A 16468-nucleotide genomic window follows, 5' to 3' on the forward strand; every position below is an offset into this window, starting at 1 on the left:
TGAAATTGAATCGCTTATTTAAATAGTGAAAATTAAATGTAAGTATTGTTAATTTTTATTGAATAAATTATGAATATTTTTTTAATTTTATATTGTAACCGTTTCCATTTCGTGCTATTATAATAAAAATTGTAGCGCTACAAGAATTTAATAGATGTGTGATTAGAAGTTAAACAGTCATCATTTGGAATTTCTGAAACTTAACGACAACACATAGAAATAACATATCATTATGGGAAGTAGGAAAAGAAATGGATAAAAAAAGAAGTAACGTTCGTTGGTTTTTTGCGATTGCATTCTTTCTCATTGGCGTTATAGCCTATATGGATAGATCTAATATCTCATATATTGCAGTACCAATGATGGAAGATTTACATTTAACAAAAACACAATTTGGTTTATTAGCATCATTTTTCTCATTAGGTTATGCGTTAATGCAAGTACCTTCAGGGATGTTAGCAGAGAAATTTGGACCTCGTAAGATGATTACGATTGCTTTAGTATGGTGGAGTGCTTTCACAATTCTCACAGGTATGATTAAGCATCATGGTTTATTATATTTTGTTAGATTTTTATTTGGTGTGGGAGAAGCACCTATGTATCCGTCTAATGCAGTGTTCAATTCTTATTGGTTTGCTAAAAATGAAAAAGGAAGAGCATCAAGTGCGTTATTAGCAGGTTCATATTTTGGTCCTGTATTAGCACCGATTGTCACGATTGCAATTGTTAATGCATTTAATTGGCAAGCTGTCTTTTATATTTTTGGTGCAGTCGGCATTGTGATGGCAGTACTTTGGGCGATTATTGCTAAAGACTTACCTGAACAACACAAAATGGTCAATGAAGCCGAAAAACGATTTATTACTGAACATAGAGACATAGTAGATACTGATAAATCACTACCACCTTGGAAACGTTTCTTAACTCACTTTAGTTTTTATGCGATTGCGATTCAGTACTTTGTAGTACAATTCGTCATTACATTATTCTTAATTTGGTTACCAACATATTTAACAGAACAATACCATGTTGATTTTAAAGATATGTCAATTAGTTCATTACCATGGTTATTAATGTTCTTCTTAATTTTATCTGGTGGCGCGATTTCAGATAAGATTTTAAATACTGGTAAATCTCGTTTCGTCGCGCGTGGCGTCATTGCGATTCTTGGATTTGTAGTCTTTTCAATATCAATCTTTTTTGCAGTACATACTGAAAACTTATATGTCACTATATTCTGGTTATCTCTCGGCTTAGGTGGCGTCGGTATGTCTATGGGTATGAGTTGGGCCGCAGCGACAGACTTAGGTCGTAACTTCTCTGGTACAGTATCAGGTTGGATGAATTTATGGGGGAACATTGGTGCTTTAACAAGTCCATTTTTAGCAGGTGCATTTGTTGAACAACTTGGTTGGAGTATGACGTTCCAATTATTAATTATTCCAGCAATATTAGCGATTATCATGTGGTTCTTCGTTAAACCAGATCAACCATTAGTCATAGATGAACATCAATCAGTTAAATAGTTTGTTGGTTTTAAATCCAAGCAATAAATGAGTAAAAATAAGGTTTCAATACCTTGTGTCAAACTCATTTATTGCTTTTTATATTTTAATAAGTGCATAATTATAGTATAGGAAGGTGTGATTCGAATGATGATAATTAATGCAAAAATAAAAATATCAGAAGAAAAACGTGATGAATATTTAAAACTTATGGAACATTTAGTTTCCGAATCAAGAAAAGAGGAAGGCGTATTATTCTATAGCCATTATGAAGATGTGCAAGATAGAAATATATTTATCGTAGTTGAGAACTATGTAGATGAAGCGGCTATTAAGTCACATAATGAGTCTGAGCACTTACAAATGTTTAAAAATGAGATTGGTAACTTTGTAGTTGAAGCTCCAGTAATTGAAGTGGCTCAGCAAGTTAAATAAATATTTATATCGGTATAAAGGGAATTATTCATCAAAGTAAGAGAGAAATGTTATAATAGTTTTTGTGTTTTGATGAATTGCAAGCAATACATCCGATAAATTAACGCCATAGAGAGCGGAATAAAGCTGATTTCAAAATTGAAATGAGAACCTTTCCGTTCTCTTATTTATGTTCAAATAATAAAAATAGAAAGGAGAGCATGTTTTGAAGAGTTTCTTAAAGACAGTATTTTATTTTAATCGATCTAAGATTGATACGTTTAAAGGGATCAGACAAGGTTTACTAATGATTATACCTGCGTTATTAGGTTATTATTTTGGATTTTTCTCATTTGGTTTACTTATTGCTACTGGTTAGCGCATATTTATGTTTTTAAAGGATCGCCACAATCTATGATTAGAACGGTGGTACTTTGTTCGTTAGCTTTCGCAGTTTGTATGATATTAGGGACATTGACAGCTGCCCAACCACTCATTTTTGGTATTTTACTACTAGTTGTAACGGTGGTGCCATTTTATATATTCACAGCATTAAAAATTGCTGGCCCATCATCAACATTCTTCATCGTGACATTTTGTTTACCAATGAACTTACCCATTGCACCTGATCAAGCATTAGTGAGAGGACTTGGTATTCTTATTGGTGGTGCATTTGCAACATTAGTCGTAATCCTAACCGTATATATGAAAAAAGAAAGAACTGAAGACAGTGCCATTAATTCGGACTTTAAAGTAATTCAAGATTTAATGAAAAATTACAATGAGCCAGAAGAATTTAAGAAAGTGGCTACATCTGCAGTATCTGCCTTTAAAGCATCTGACAAATTACTCATCACATCATCTTCTAGTAATGGTAAGTTAAGTACAAGATTTCAAAAGTTACTATTACTACATACGTCAGCACAAGGTATTTACTCAGAATTACTCGAATTAAATGAAAAGGGCACACGCCCATTACCAAATGAACTGATTGAAATGTTAGATTTTATCATTGATAAGATACGTCATCCATCTAGTAACCATCAAACCTGGAAAAAAGAAGTAGATGTAAGTCCAGAATTTGAAAACTTAATCAGTCATATATTAAAAATTGACGAAATTGCTCACGCAGATTCTGAACATTTAGAACATGAGGCAAACATCCGTAAACCTCTATATAGCAAACGTATTATACAAAATTTAACGTTAGATTCACTTGTGTTTAGAAACACATTACGATATACAGTAATCATTGCAGTGGCTATCTTTGTAGCTTTATTCTTTGGATTTGATAAAGCATATTGGATTCCGCTTTCTGCACATACTTTATTATTAGGAACATCAACGATTCACACATTAGAACGAGGTATGGCCAGAAGTTTAGGTACGTTACTGGGTGTAGTAGTACTGTCAGGTATTTTAGCCTTCACGGTACCAGCACCACTAGCAGTGATATTAATGGGCTTCGGTGCGATGATGACAGAAGCATTTGTCGGTGTTAACTATACCTTTGCAGTTATATTTATTACGATACAAGTTATCTTATTGAATGGTTTGGCATCGCAAAACTTATCCATATCCATTGCCTTCCCGCGTATTGTTGACGTGGCTATGGGGGTTGCCATTGCATTACTTGGTTTATTTATACTAGGACAACGTACGGCATCCGCATTATTACCGAACACCATTGCAGATGTTGTGAGACAAGAAGCGAAATTTTTCCATTATTTATTCTCCAGCAATGAATATAAAAATGAGGAACAAGAAAAACATTTAAATCTAATCTTATCAGTAAGATTAAACAATATGACACAAATGTATAACGCAGCAAACGGTGAATTGTTTAGTAATAAATCAGTCATTCAATATTACTACCCAAGTATATTCGCCTTAGAAGAAATTAGTTTTATGTTAAGTAGAGCCTTGAATGATAAAAATCGAACAAGAATTGACGATCAACAAATGGGCGAATACTTAGCTATCTTTGAAAATATTGCTAAGCATTTTGAATTACACTCTCATTTAGAAGTGAAAGATTTAACCGATTTACCACAATATAATTATATTAAGTCAGGCTTAATGAAGATTCAAAATAATAGTCAAAAAGAACGTAAAGATGCAAGTGAAACACTAGCATTTGCTTAAGTTTGCGAATGATTAGTCAGTCTGAGGGTTGTCTAACGTCAGAGTCCGGGGATGGTGATTGAATAGTTGAAAAGAGTGGTAAAGATAACTATCACACGCATTAACTAGGAGATGAAATACAATGCCATGGACTATGGAAGATTATCCTCAAAGCCTAAAGAATTTAGACAAATTAGAACGTAAAAAAGCGATTGATATTGCTTATGCTATGCTAAAAGATGGCTATAAGGAATCAGATGTGATTCCAATAGCTACGCAACAAGCTGAAAAATGGTATAAACAAGCATCTGAAGATGAACTAGAAGAACTTAAAAATAAACATATCACACAACATCAACAAGACAAATCAGCCCAACCGGAATTAAATGAAAAGCCAGTTCATGTATATTTCGAAGATGGTGAGTGGAAAGTAAAAACAGAAGATGCAAAACAAGCATCTGAAACATTTAAGTATAAAAAAGATGCAATAAAACGTGCGCAACACATTGCAGATAACAAAGATACTAAAGTAGTGGAACACCAAAAAGATGAATAATTGACTAATCAGGCTATCTCCATATCAGGGATAGCCTGATTTATTGTTTACGACTAAAGTAGGGAATGCAATTATTTCTTATTCTCATTGAACTTCGATATAATGAAAGTGATAAAAGAGATGGAGGAAATCATATGTATGTAGAGAGAAAACCATCATTATACCTTGAAGACTTGAGATACGAATTTAAAAATAGTTTGAGTGCTATTCAAAATGGTGATGAAGCATTTGATATTTTAGTAGGATTTGTTGAACTCGATCACATTTATTCATCTGCACTTAAAGAAATAAGTACCAAGTTAAGCATTTTAGACGATAATTTCAATCATAGATATAAACATAATCCCATACACCATATGGAACGACGTGTTAAAGAGATGGGGAGTTTAGTTAAGAAACTTAAACGAAAAGGCTTAGACATTAGTGCACAAAGTGCTAGAGATCACATTATGGATATCGCTGGTATTAGGGTGATATGTAATTATATGGACGACATTTATGTTATTGAAGAGATGTTATTAAAACAGGAAGATGTCAAATTAATTAAGCGCAAAGACTATATTGAACATCCTAAAGAAAATGGTTATCGCAGCTTACATATTGTGGTGTCGATTCCAGTATTTTTAGCAGATTCTGTAGAAATTATTCCAGTAGAAATTCAAATTAGAACGATTGGTATGGACATGTGGGCGAGTCTAGAACATAAAATACGTTATAAAAATAATGCCAATACTGAAAAATATAAAGGACTATTAGAACAATGTGCAACAGAGATTACCGATGTAGAAAGTAAAATGCAACAGATTCATACTGAAATATCTAAGGATGATTAACATCACCATTAAAGAAAGATGAATAAAGTAGTAGGTCGCCAATTTACAAAAGAATGACGACTTACTACTTATTTTTATGCAAAAAGGATTTTAATTAAAGTAATATGATAAAATATTTAATATATATAATATGATTTTTAGAATTAGAGGGTTAAGATGAATAAGCAAAATTTTAAAACACAACTATACCAATTAAATAATTATGAAAATGAGCAAAGTGAAGTGATATATGCAGGTAATCCTAATTCCAAAGAGGTTATTGTCTTTATTCATGGCGCATTACTTACATATAAAATTATGACTATGTTTGAACCATACATGAGAGAATACAAACTGATATTTATCAACTGCCCTAGTAGAGGTAAGAGTTCTGAAATTGAAAGAGATAACCACACATTAGATGATTATTCAGAGCGCGTTTATGATGTATTAAGTCAAATAGTGACGGAACAACATTTGTCAGAAATAAAAGTAGTTGGTTACTCTATGGGTGGTATGATTGCTACACGTTTATTGAAATTTAATACGCTACCTATTTCGCATTTGATTTATCTAAACAGTGCTGCAAAAATCACACCAGATGGTAGTATGTTAGCACGATTATTTACCTCAGATAGTAAGCGAGACATTTTAAAAGATGAAATCGATGCAGTGAAGAATTTGCCACAATACATACTCGATAAAACGATATTTGCACAAAAAGAAAATGCGATTGAACTATTCCAATTCGTCGCACCTATTAAGACCATTATCACAGATATTTTATATACGATTAATGCTGATTACCTACCAGATATTGAAGACATAGAAACATTTCCAAAGATACTATTCATGTCCGGTAAAGAGGATCAGATTATTCCATATACAGATTCACAAGCGACATTAGAACAATTCAAAATTTATGGTGGCACAACAAAAGAAATCGTATATGAAGGAATTGGCCATCTTGATTTTCCAAGTGTATTAGAAACAAAGTCAGACCAAGAATTAGGTGTTGTAGATCATATCAAACAATGGATTCAAGAATAATTACGTATGCTATTTGCAAAATGTATTCCCAATTGTCATGAAATCCATTATTGTATTGAAACACCAGCTCAATCTTCATAATTTAGTCCGCCTGTTAAAGCTTCGATTACTTAAATAATCGAGGCTTTTTATGGTTTGAATAAAAGTAAGCGTTTGCAAAAATGTACGTCATGTATTAATATACTTGTATACAAGTATAGAACGACAAATGAAAGTGCGGTGTGAGCTATGACATATGGCTATCCAGAACAATGGAAGCGACATTTAACTACAGGTGAGGCGATAGCTGCAGAAATAAGATTAAGGATTATTAAAGGTGATATTCAAGCAGAAACGCTATTGACTGAAAATCAAATAGCTAAACAATTTAATGTTAGTCGGTCGCCTGTTAGAGATGCATTCAAGTTATTACAAACAGATCAACTCATTCATTTAGAACGAATGGGGGCACAAGTCTTACCTTTTGGTGAACAAGAAAAAAGAGAACTATATGACTTACGTTTAATGTTAGAGTCGTTTGCCTTTTCTAGATTAAGATCTCAAGATACACAACCGATAGCTAAAGAAATGAAAAAGCAACTCGAAATGATGAAAGTAGCAGTACAATTTGAAGATGCTGAATCATTTACGAAACATGACTTTGAATTTCATGAAGCTATGATTTTAGCTTCAAATCACCAATATCTCAGAACATTTTGGAATCATTTGAAACCAGTAATGGAGTCACTCATTCTCCTATCGATGAGACACAGAATGTCGGAAGATCCTAATGATTTTGAACGTATACATCGAAATCACAATGTCTTTGTAGATGCAGTTGAAAATAAAAATGCCGAGACGTTGAGACAAGCCTTTCATTTAAACTTTGATGATGTAGGTAAAGATATAGAAGGATTTTGGTTACGCTAATATTTTAGAAAGGAAGAGATAAGATATGAAATATATGATTGGTGTCGATATTGGTACCACAAGCACCAAATCAGTACTTTATGATGAAAATGGACAATTCATTATGAAACATAACATCGGTTATGAATTACATACACCAAATGTTGATGTGTCTGAAGAGAATCCAGATGAATTATTTGATGCAGTATTGATGACTGTCAAATATGTAATCAGAGAAGCAAATATTGCTAAGGAAGATATTAAATTAATCTCATTTAGTGCCCAAATGCATAGTTTAGTTGCGATGGATGAACAACATCAACGCTTAACAGAGAATATAACTTGGGCAGATAATCGAGCAAGTAAATATGCCGACCAAATTAATCAACAACATGATGGTTTTAATATTTATAGAAGAACAGGAACACCTATCCATCCTATGTCACCATTATCGAAAATATTTTGGATGAAGCATGAACAACCAGATATATTCAATCGTACTGCCATGTTTGCAGATATTAAAACATATATTTTATATCAACTATATGAGACATATGTGATCGATCAATCCATGGCTTCAGCTACTGGTATGTTCAATCTCGAACAACTCGATTGGGATGACGACGTATTAAATTTATTAGGTATCACACGTCAGCAGCTACCAGAATTAGTGCCCACAACACATATTTTAAAAGGGATGAAGAAACGCTACGCTACATTAATGGGTGTCGATGAAAATACCCCAGTAGTTATTGGTGCGAGTGATGGTGTGTTATCTAATCTAGGCGTGAATAGTTATCGTAAAGGTGAAGTCGCCGTTACTATTGGTACATCTGGTGCTATTAGAACCGTCATAGATAAACCAAGAACGGATGATAAAGGTCGTATCTTCTGTTATGTCCTTACAGATGAACACTACGTAATTGGTGGACCAGTTAATAATGGTGGCGTTATCTTAAGATGGCTTCGTGATGAGATATTAGCAAGTGAAGTCGAAACAGCCAAACGTTTAGGTGTTGATCCTTATGACGTATTAACTCAAATCGCCAGTCGTGTTAAACCAGGCGCAGATGGCTTAATCTTCCATCCTTATCTTGCTGGAGAACGTGCACCATTATGGAATGCCGATGCACGTGGGTCATTCTTCGGCTTAACACTATCTCATAAGAAAGAACATATGATACGTGCTGCCTTAGAAGGCGTTTTATACAATCTATACACAGTTTATCTAGCTTTGATAGAAGTGATGAATGAAACACCAAGTACAATCAAAGCAACAGGTGGATTTGCTAAAAGTGAAATTTGGCGCCAAATGATGGCAGATATCTTTGACACACATTTAAGTGTGCCAGAAAGCTATGAAAGTTCATGCCTAGGTGCATGTGTATTAGGTATGAAAGCACTCGGTGAAATTGATGACTTCTCAGTAATTGAACAAATGGTAGGTACGACAAATGAACATCAACCTGATTCAGAAATCGTCGATATTTATCAACAACTTGTAAGTATCTTTATCAATATTAGTCGTTCTTTAACCGACACGTATAGTGAGATTGCCGCATTTCAACGACAGCATATGGTTTGATTTATAACAGTGCGAGACACAGATAGCATTGCATAGTTAAGTTACAACGTCACTTTGCCACTTTCGAATTCGAGCAACTTTGTAAATAAGAACAGACACATTATAGGAAGAAGGGGAATGCCATGTTTACAGAAATTTGGCCGTTAATTAGCGTTGTTTTAGGAATTGTAATCTTATTATGTTTAATTATCTTTTTAAAACTGAATACCTTTATCTCTCTAATCATTACATCAATAGTTACTGCTTTATTACTAGGTATGCCACTAGATAAAATTATGGAAACGATAGAAAAGGGTATGGGTGGTACGCTAGGACATATTGCACTTATCTTTGGGCTAGGAGCGATATTAGGGAAGCTACTTTCTGATGGGGGTGGCGCAACACGCATTGCCGATACATTAATCGCCAAATTTGGCCAAAAACATGTACAGTGGGCGATGCTCGTTGCTGCATTTATCGTCGGTATCGCTTTATTCTTTGAAGTGGGATTAGTGTTATTAATTCCATTAGTATTCACAGTAGCCAAACGTGCGAATGTATCTACACTTAAACTTGGATTACCAATGGTTACAGCATTATCAGTGACACATGGTTTCTTACCGCCACATCCTGGACCAGTGGTTATAGCTAAAGAATTAAAAGCGAATATTGGTCATGTACTCCTTTACGGTATTATTATTTCAATTCCTGTTACTTTAATCGCAGGACCATTATTTAATAAAATCGCACAAAAAATCATTCCATCTGCATATGGTAGAGAGGGAGATATTTCAGCATTAGGTGCTCAAAAGGAATTTACTGAAGAAGAAATGCCAGGGTTTGGGATTAGTATTTTAACAGCGATATTACCAGTCATCTTAATGCTCGTTTCAACATTAGTACAACTTATCACAGGACATGATTCACCTAAAAATGCATTTGAATCAATTATTTATTTAATTGGTAATGCCGGTACAGCTATGTTGATCGCAGTTATCTTTGCCATATTTACAATGGGCATATTAAGACATAGAAAAATGGACCATGTCATGGAATCAGTTACTCAAGCTATTTATCCCATAGGCATGATGTTATTAATCATTGGTGGTGGCGGTACATTCAAGCAAGTCCTTATCGATGGTGGTGTCGGTGATACGATCGCCAAAATGTTCGAAGGTACACACATGTCACCAATTCTACTTGCATGGATTGTTGCTGCAGTACTCAGAATTGCACTAGGTTCTGCAACTGTAGCCGCCATATCTACGACAGGTATTGTGATGCCATTACTGCAAGCTTCAGATGCCAATGTCGCACTTGTTGTGTTGGCAATCGGTGCAGGAAGTGTGATTTTATCTCATGTGAACGATGCAGGATTCTGGATGTTCAAAGAATATTTCGGACTAACAGTTAAAGAAACATTTTTAACATGGTCATTACTAGAAACAATCATTTCAGTATCAGGCATCATCTTTATCTTATTTATTAGTTTATTTGTATAACATTGAGGATGTAACTACCGGCTGGAAACAGTCGGTAGTTTTCTTTACACATTATTGTGTACATACCACTAGCAGTAACTATTACATATATTGTTATGTTGTTTATCAAGCACATTCGAGCGAAAAAATAAACCCGTCTTACTGTGAATAAGACGAGTTTAAAAGCTGTTTGTGTAAAACATATGAATTGAGTTAACGCTCAAAATATGTTGCTTAGTTTTTCCACCTAGTGACTAGTCGAATGGTTGCTAGTTGTATTTTTATACTTCAATAATACTATGCCATTGATTTGATTGCAATAAACAGAGAATGAAATAAAGGATATGATAAGTTTTGGTCAATTAAAATCAAATGTTAAAATAGTGTGATATTCATAATATAGGTATAACTAGGCACAATGTTTATTTAATGATAAGATAAGGTAAATATGATTAAGCTTCATACTTTAATTTAAAGGAGTAGTAGAGACTTTGAAACAAATAAAAAAAGCAATTATTCCAGCAGCTGGTTTGGGGACAAGATTTTTACCAGCAACGAAAGCAATGCCAAAAGAAATGTTACCGATCTTAGATAAACCAACAATTCAATATATTGTTGAAGAAGCATCAAGAGCGGGTATCGAAGATATCATTATCGTTACAGGTAAACATAAACGTGCGATTGAAGATCATTTCGATAACCAAAAAGAATTAGAAATGGTATTACAAGAAAAAGGGAAAAATGACCTATTAGAAAAGGTTCAATACTCAACAGATTTAGCTAACATCTTCTATGTTCGTCAAAAAGAACAAAAAGGTTTAGGTCATGCCATTCATACAGCACGTCAATTCATTGGAAATGAACCATTCGCTGTATTATTAGGTGATGACATTGTGGAATCAGAAACGCCAGCAATTAAACAATTGATGGATGTTTACGATGAAACAGGTAAATCCGTAATTGGTGTTCAAGAAGTAGCTGAAGAAGATACACACCGTTACGGTATTATCGATCCATTAGAAAAATCAGGTTTACGTTATGAAGTTAAGAAATTCGTAGAAAAGCCAAAACAAGGTACAGCACCATCTAATTTAGCGATTATGGGACGCTATGTACTAACACCTGAAATCTTTGATTATCTTGAAACACAAGAAGAAGGTGCAGGTAACGAAATTCAATTAACAGATGCAATTGAACGTATGAATGCCGAAAGCCAAGTATACGCATACGATTTCGAAGGTGATCGTTACGATGTCGGCGAAAAACTAGGCTTCGTTAAAACAACGATTGAATATGCATTAAAAGACGAAGATATGAAAGACGACTTAAAAGCATTTATTAAGCAATTAGACTTATAAAATCAAAAAGCACCAACCATAGCAATCTTATGGTTGGTGCTTTTGCGTTATTTTAAAACTTTAACGAAACTCTGATTAGCAGTGACGTAAAGTCCATCCGATGTTTTTAATCTAGGTGTTAACTTACTCGTAAATTCAATATCTATAATATCTAATTTTGTACCTAATTCTAATGATTTAATAGGATCTTTCTTAAATCCAACATCCTCATATAACTTACACTTTTTAACAATTTCAATCGCTTTAGGTGCATGAGTAATATAGCCTTGGATACTATCAAGATTAATAGGTGCAACGAAATCTTCATTAGCGGTAATATAGTACCCCTCTTTAGCTACCAATCTAGGCGTTCCTTTATCACTCTTGTCCATACTAGTTATTTCTATACATTGTCCCTTACTGATGACAGCTATGTCTTTAGTGAAATTGGCATCTTCATACTTTTTAATCTTTTTTAATACGACAATATGTTGAGGTGTTTCTGTAAGATATTGTTTCATGTTTGTCTAGTCATCTCCGTTTTTAATAAGAATAAAAATCTCATGAAAATATAAGTTGCGTTGGTAAGTTATTCTATTTGAGTAAAGCGCTTTCGAAATAACTTAATATTATTATACGTGAAGAAAGGTATAAAGTCATTATCAATTGAGGATATGTACAATAATGAGTTAACTCATTATTGTAATAATACTAAAAACAACTTCCCTAATTGGAAGGGAAGTTGTGGTATGTTTAATTAAATATTTCTTCATTAATTTGTTGTGCTACATCGTCGAAATGATCAATCGTTAATGACACATATAATTTAATTTTAGGTTCAGTACCAGATGGTCTTAGAGCAATAAAACCTTCTTTGAAATATATTTTAAGCACGTTTGCTTTAGGGAGCGTGATTGGTGTTGTTTCATTTGTTTGGAAATCAACTTTTTCTCCAGTTTCATAATCTTCAATAGCAAGAACGTCTAATCCATTAATTGTACGAGGTGGGTTGTTTCTATAGGATTTCATAATATCATCAATAATAGCTTTACCTTTAGCACCTTCGAAAGTATGTGAGAACAATTGGTCATTATGACGTCCAACTTGTTGATAAATATCTTCTAAATCATCTTTTAACATTCGGCCTTCATTTTTAAGTTCAGATGCATACTTGATGATAAGTGGAACAATTTGAATGGCATCTTTATCTCTAACGAAAGGTCCTGCTAAGAAACCATAACTTTCTTCATAGCCTAATAAATAATTTTGATCTTCAGACATATTTCTGATTGCTTCAGCAATATATTTAAATCCTGTGAGCACTTCTTTATATGCAACACCATGATGACGTGCCACAGATTTAGCTAATTCACTACTAACAATGGATTGAATCATTAATCTATTGTTTAAATGTGATGTTGCTTTGATTTGATAATTTAATAAAAGGGCGCCAATTTGGTTACCATTATAATAATAGATATTGCCTTCTTGATCGCGTTCAGCAATGCCTAATCGGTCTGCATCAGGATCCGTACTAATTAATAAATCTGCATTGACTTGATTTGCAAGCTCGATAGATTGGTCAAATGCTTTGTGATCCTCTGGGTTAGCACTAGCGACAGAACTGAAATTAGGATCTGGTTTACATTGTGCTTCAACTAAATTAAATTGATTAAAGTTTAATTGAGATAATATTTCAGGGACCACAGGTACACTTGTACCGTGTAAACTTGTGAATACCACTTGTAAATCAGATTGTGGTATATCACCAACTAATGATTGAACATCTTTGAAATAAGCTTCTCTTACTTCATCTGGCACAGATAAAATCAATGATTGTTGTTCATTTGATAATTGAGGTAATTCAATAGTTAGTGGATCACCTAAAGCATTGATGTAATCACTTAACACATTAGAAGGCTCTGTAGATAGTTGTGCACCATCTTCGCCATAAACTTTAATACCATTATAGTCTTTAGGATTGTGACTTGCGGTAATCATGACACCAGCATGTGCTTCTAAAAATCTCACTGCATATGATAAGTCAGGTGTTGTACGATACGTATCTGATAAATAAACTTTGATATCGTGACTCGCTAAAATCGTCGCAATGATTTGAGCAAACTCAGGTGATAAATGTCTTGTATCATAGTGAATCACAGCTACAGGTAAGTCATGTTTTGATTGTAAAAATTGCGCTAAACCAAGCGCAACTTTAGAAACTGTGAATCGATTTAAACGGCCTTCACCAAGACCTAATTTACCTCTGATACCTGCTGTACCAAAAGCAAGCGTTGTTTCAAATCCTTCTTGTTGTTCCTCTGAAGATTGTTGATTATAAAAGTCTTTAACTAAACTGTCGTCAATGACATTAATCCAATTATCTTTCATAAATATAAATTCCCCTTTAAAAAATAATGATGCGACATATAAAATTGAATGCTTAATTTAAAATTAACTATACCATGTAACGGGTATAAAGGTAGTAATGTACGCATGTAAGTTATCCTTATTATATAGTACATTTATTGCAAGTTACATTAAAAAGATATAAAACCTTACTAGAAAATTTTAGACGATTAAATAAATAAAATTAATAGTTATTAGTAATAAAATGGTAAATAAATAATTTTGATTTACTAAATTGATATACATTTTTTAGATTGTTTCATATAATTAGCTTAACTAATAAAAGTGGGGATTATTTATGATATATACAATTACGAGCACACTACCACCAGTACACGGTGGGAGAACCAAGGCATTATTAAAGCGTATTAAGTTTTTAGATGAAGAGATGAATATAGTTAATAAAATATACACTACCAACTATAACGCAAATTATAATGAAGTTTATGAAAAATTTTTACAAGATGACGTTGTAACGAAAAATACTGAATTTGAAAATTTATATGATTGGTTGTCTGGATTTAAATTATTGTCTATCCCAATGACTAAATTTAAGAAAAAGCCAGTTTATAAGGAAATGAATAAAGAAATCGAAGGTTTAGAAAAGAAGGAATTTAATAACGGTAATGTAATTCGTTATTATGATGGGGAAACATATGTCCTTTATAGAAAATATTATGAAGGCACAAATATGCTACAATTTGAAGATGTGATGACACCAGCGTCGAAAAAAAGAATTGAACGTAGAGAATATAACACTTACGGTCAACTTCATAGAAAAGTATACTTTTCATCAAAAACATTCTTCAAAATTTTAGAAGAATACTATGATACTGAGGGACATATCTACTGCAAGAAATTTTTTGATTCAAGTGTAGATAAACGCATCGATTTTATACAAGTATTTAAAGACGATAAATTCTTATGTGCATTTAAATCTGAAAAAGAATTGTTTGAATATTATTTTGAACATCGTTTTAATGATGGGGATATCGTTTTTAACGATGCTAGAGTATTAGACAAACCTATGTTAAATCAGAGTCACCAAACTAAAAATGTCCTTGTTTTCCATAATAGTCATTTAGATGGTGACAAAATCAAAGGTTCATATAAAACAGCATTAGAGAATTCTAATAAAGTAGCGCAATATTTATTGCTTACTCAGAAACAAAAGAATGACATTCAAAGCTTATTTAATATTGATGATAGTAAAATTTCTGTTATTCCTCACTTTATTGAGCCTTATCCAGAAAATGGCAACGTTGAAAAATTAGACCGATTTGTATTTATTGGTAGATTAGGCACTCAAAAGCAAGTGGATCATTTAATTAAAGCATATCAACAATTTTTAACAATTGGTCATGAAACAAATTTAACTGTATTTGGCCCTGACGAAGCAAATCAAAAACAACTGATGTTAGATTTAATAGATGAATATGGCTTAGAAGACAAAGTTAAGATTTACGACTATACTAATAATCCATTAGATGAATTTAGGAAATCTAGAGCTTCATTATTAACTAGTAAATATGAAGGTTTCGGATTAACTGTAATGGAAAGTATTGAAGTAGGTTGTCCGGTCATTTCATATGATGTACGATATGGCCCAAGTGAAATCATTGAACATGGTGTTAATGGCTATTTAGTTGAACCAGATAATATCCAACAATTTGCAGAATACATGGATAAAATAGTAAAAACACCATTACAAAATGTTGCGACAAAAGCAGAACTTAAACAAGAAAATGCTGCAGGCAACTTCCAAAAATTATTTGATAAAGTAAAATAGCAAAATAAACTGGACAGATAAGACATTCTGTCCAGTTTTTTATGATTAAATATAGTATTGATCTTAAATTTTCATTAGATAAATTACTATATTCAATTTATTTGATAGAATGAATATATATAAACAAATTTAAAAGGTGATAGTTATGAAAAAAGTAATAAATGTAGTTGGCGCAGTAATATATTCAGATAACAAAATTTTATGTGCACAAAGAAGTGAAAATATGAGTCTCCCGCTATTATGGGAATTTCCTGGTGGGAAAATTGAAAAAGGAGAATCAGAAGAAGCAGCATTAATTAGAGAAATTAAAGAAGAAATGAAATGTGATATCTCAGTTAAAGAAAAACTGACAACTACAGAACATGAATATGATTTTGGTATTGTTAATTTAACAACTTTTAAATGTCATTTAAATCAACAATTACCTACTTTAACAGAACATAAAGAGATAAAGTGGTTACCAATTAATCAACTTGATTCAATAGAATGGGCTCCAGCAGATGTTCCAGCAGTTAAATTATTAATAGAAGGAGAATAGC

Annotated in this window: 13 protein-coding genes and 1 pseudogene; 12 read left to right on the forward strand and 2 right to left on the reverse strand. The window is 32.9% G+C overall.

Annotation, left to right across the window (positions count from 1 at the left end; genetic code table 11):
• Nucleotides 1-251: 251 nt before the first annotated feature.
• From JX000_RS01765 to galU, 10 genes and pseudogenes are all read left to right on the forward strand, one after another.
• Nucleotides 252-1526: a pyruvate MFS transporter gene (locus tag JX000_RS01765; protein ID WP_002450429.1), complete on the forward strand. Its 1275-nt coding sequence runs from the start codon at nt 252-254 to the stop codon at nt 1524-1526.
• 126 nt (nt 1527-1652) lie between these two features.
• Entirely contained in the window at nt 1653-1940 is a 288-nt protein-coding gene (locus JX000_RS01770; RefSeq protein ID WP_002450428.1) for a putative quinol monooxygenase, read from the forward strand.
• Between the two features lie 286 nt (nt 1941-2226).
• A pseudogene (locus tag JX000_RS01775) lies at nt 2227-4064 on the forward strand (FUSC family protein).
• Nucleotides 4065-4185: 121 nt separating this feature from the next.
• Nucleotides 4186-4599 (forward strand): DUF2188 domain-containing protein, encoded by a 414-nt coding sequence (locus tag JX000_RS01780; protein WP_206140809.1) that lies wholly within the window; start codon nt 4186-4188, stop codon nt 4597-4599.
• Nucleotides 4600-4733: 134 nt separating this feature from the next.
• On the forward strand, nt 4734-5432 hold the full coding sequence (locus JX000_RS01785; RefSeq protein ID WP_002450425.1) for a GTP pyrophosphokinase: 699 nt from the start codon (nt 4734-4736) through the stop codon (nt 5430-5432).
• Between the two features lie 156 nt (nt 5433-5588).
• Entirely contained in the window at nt 5589-6461 is an 873-nt protein-coding gene (locus JX000_RS01790; protein WP_002450424.1) for an alpha/beta fold hydrolase, read from the forward strand.
• A gap of 228 nt (nt 6462-6689) precedes the next feature.
• Entirely contained in the window at nt 6690-7370 is a 681-nt protein-coding gene (locus JX000_RS01795; protein ID WP_206140810.1) for a GntR family transcriptional regulator, read from the forward strand.
• 25 nt (nt 7371-7395) lie between these two features.
• Nucleotides 7396-8934: a gluconokinase gene (gene gntK, locus JX000_RS01800; protein ID WP_124228170.1), complete on the forward strand. Its 1539-nt coding sequence runs from the start codon at nt 7396-7398 to the stop codon at nt 8932-8934.
• Between the two features lie 122 nt (nt 8935-9056).
• Nucleotides 9057-10415, forward strand: coding sequence for a gluconate:H+ symporter (locus JX000_RS01805; protein WP_049424485.1), 1359 nt, complete (start codon nt 9057-9059; stop codon nt 10413-10415).
• A 470-nt stretch (nt 10416-10885) separates the two neighbouring features.
• Nucleotides 10886-11752, forward strand: coding sequence for a UTP--glucose-1-phosphate uridylyltransferase GalU (gene galU / locus JX000_RS01810; RefSeq protein WP_002450420.1), 867 nt, complete (start codon nt 10886-10888; stop codon nt 11750-11752).
• Nucleotides 11753-11799: 47 nt separating this feature from the next.
• Here the strand turns inward: galU and JX000_RS01815 are convergent, their stop codons facing one another.
• Both JX000_RS01815 and JX000_RS01820 read right to left on the reverse strand, forming a co-directional pair.
• Nucleotides 11800-12252 (reverse strand): DUF5776 domain-containing protein, encoded by a 453-nt coding sequence (locus tag JX000_RS01815; RefSeq protein ID WP_002450419.1) that lies wholly within the window; start codon nt 12250-12252, stop codon nt 11800-11802.
• Between the two features lie 232 nt (nt 12253-12484).
• Complete coding sequence (locus tag JX000_RS01820; RefSeq protein ID WP_124227984.1) at nt 12485-14122, reverse strand: phospho-sugar mutase; 1638 nt, start codon at nt 14120-14122, stop codon at nt 12485-12487.
• Between the two features lie 316 nt (nt 14123-14438).
• Here JX000_RS01820 and JX000_RS01825 point away from each other — a divergent pair, with 316 nt between their 5' ends.
• Nucleotides 14439-15929 carry a glycosyltransferase gene (locus JX000_RS01825; protein WP_206140811.1) on the forward strand — a complete coding sequence of 497 codons (1491 nt, stop codon included), beginning with the start codon at nt 14439-14441 and terminating at the stop codon, nt 15927-15929.
• A 145-nt stretch (nt 15930-16074) separates the two neighbouring features.
• On the forward strand, nt 16075-16467 hold the full coding sequence (locus JX000_RS01830) for a (deoxy)nucleoside triphosphate pyrophosphohydrolase (RefSeq protein ID WP_002450416.1): 393 nt from the start codon (nt 16075-16077) through the stop codon (nt 16465-16467).
• Nucleotide 16468 lies beyond the last annotated feature (1 nt).

Source organism: Staphylococcus sp. SB1-57, assembly GCF_017086425.1.
Taxonomy (GTDB): domain Bacteria; phylum Bacillota; class Bacilli; order Staphylococcales; family Staphylococcaceae; genus Staphylococcus; species Staphylococcus warneri_A.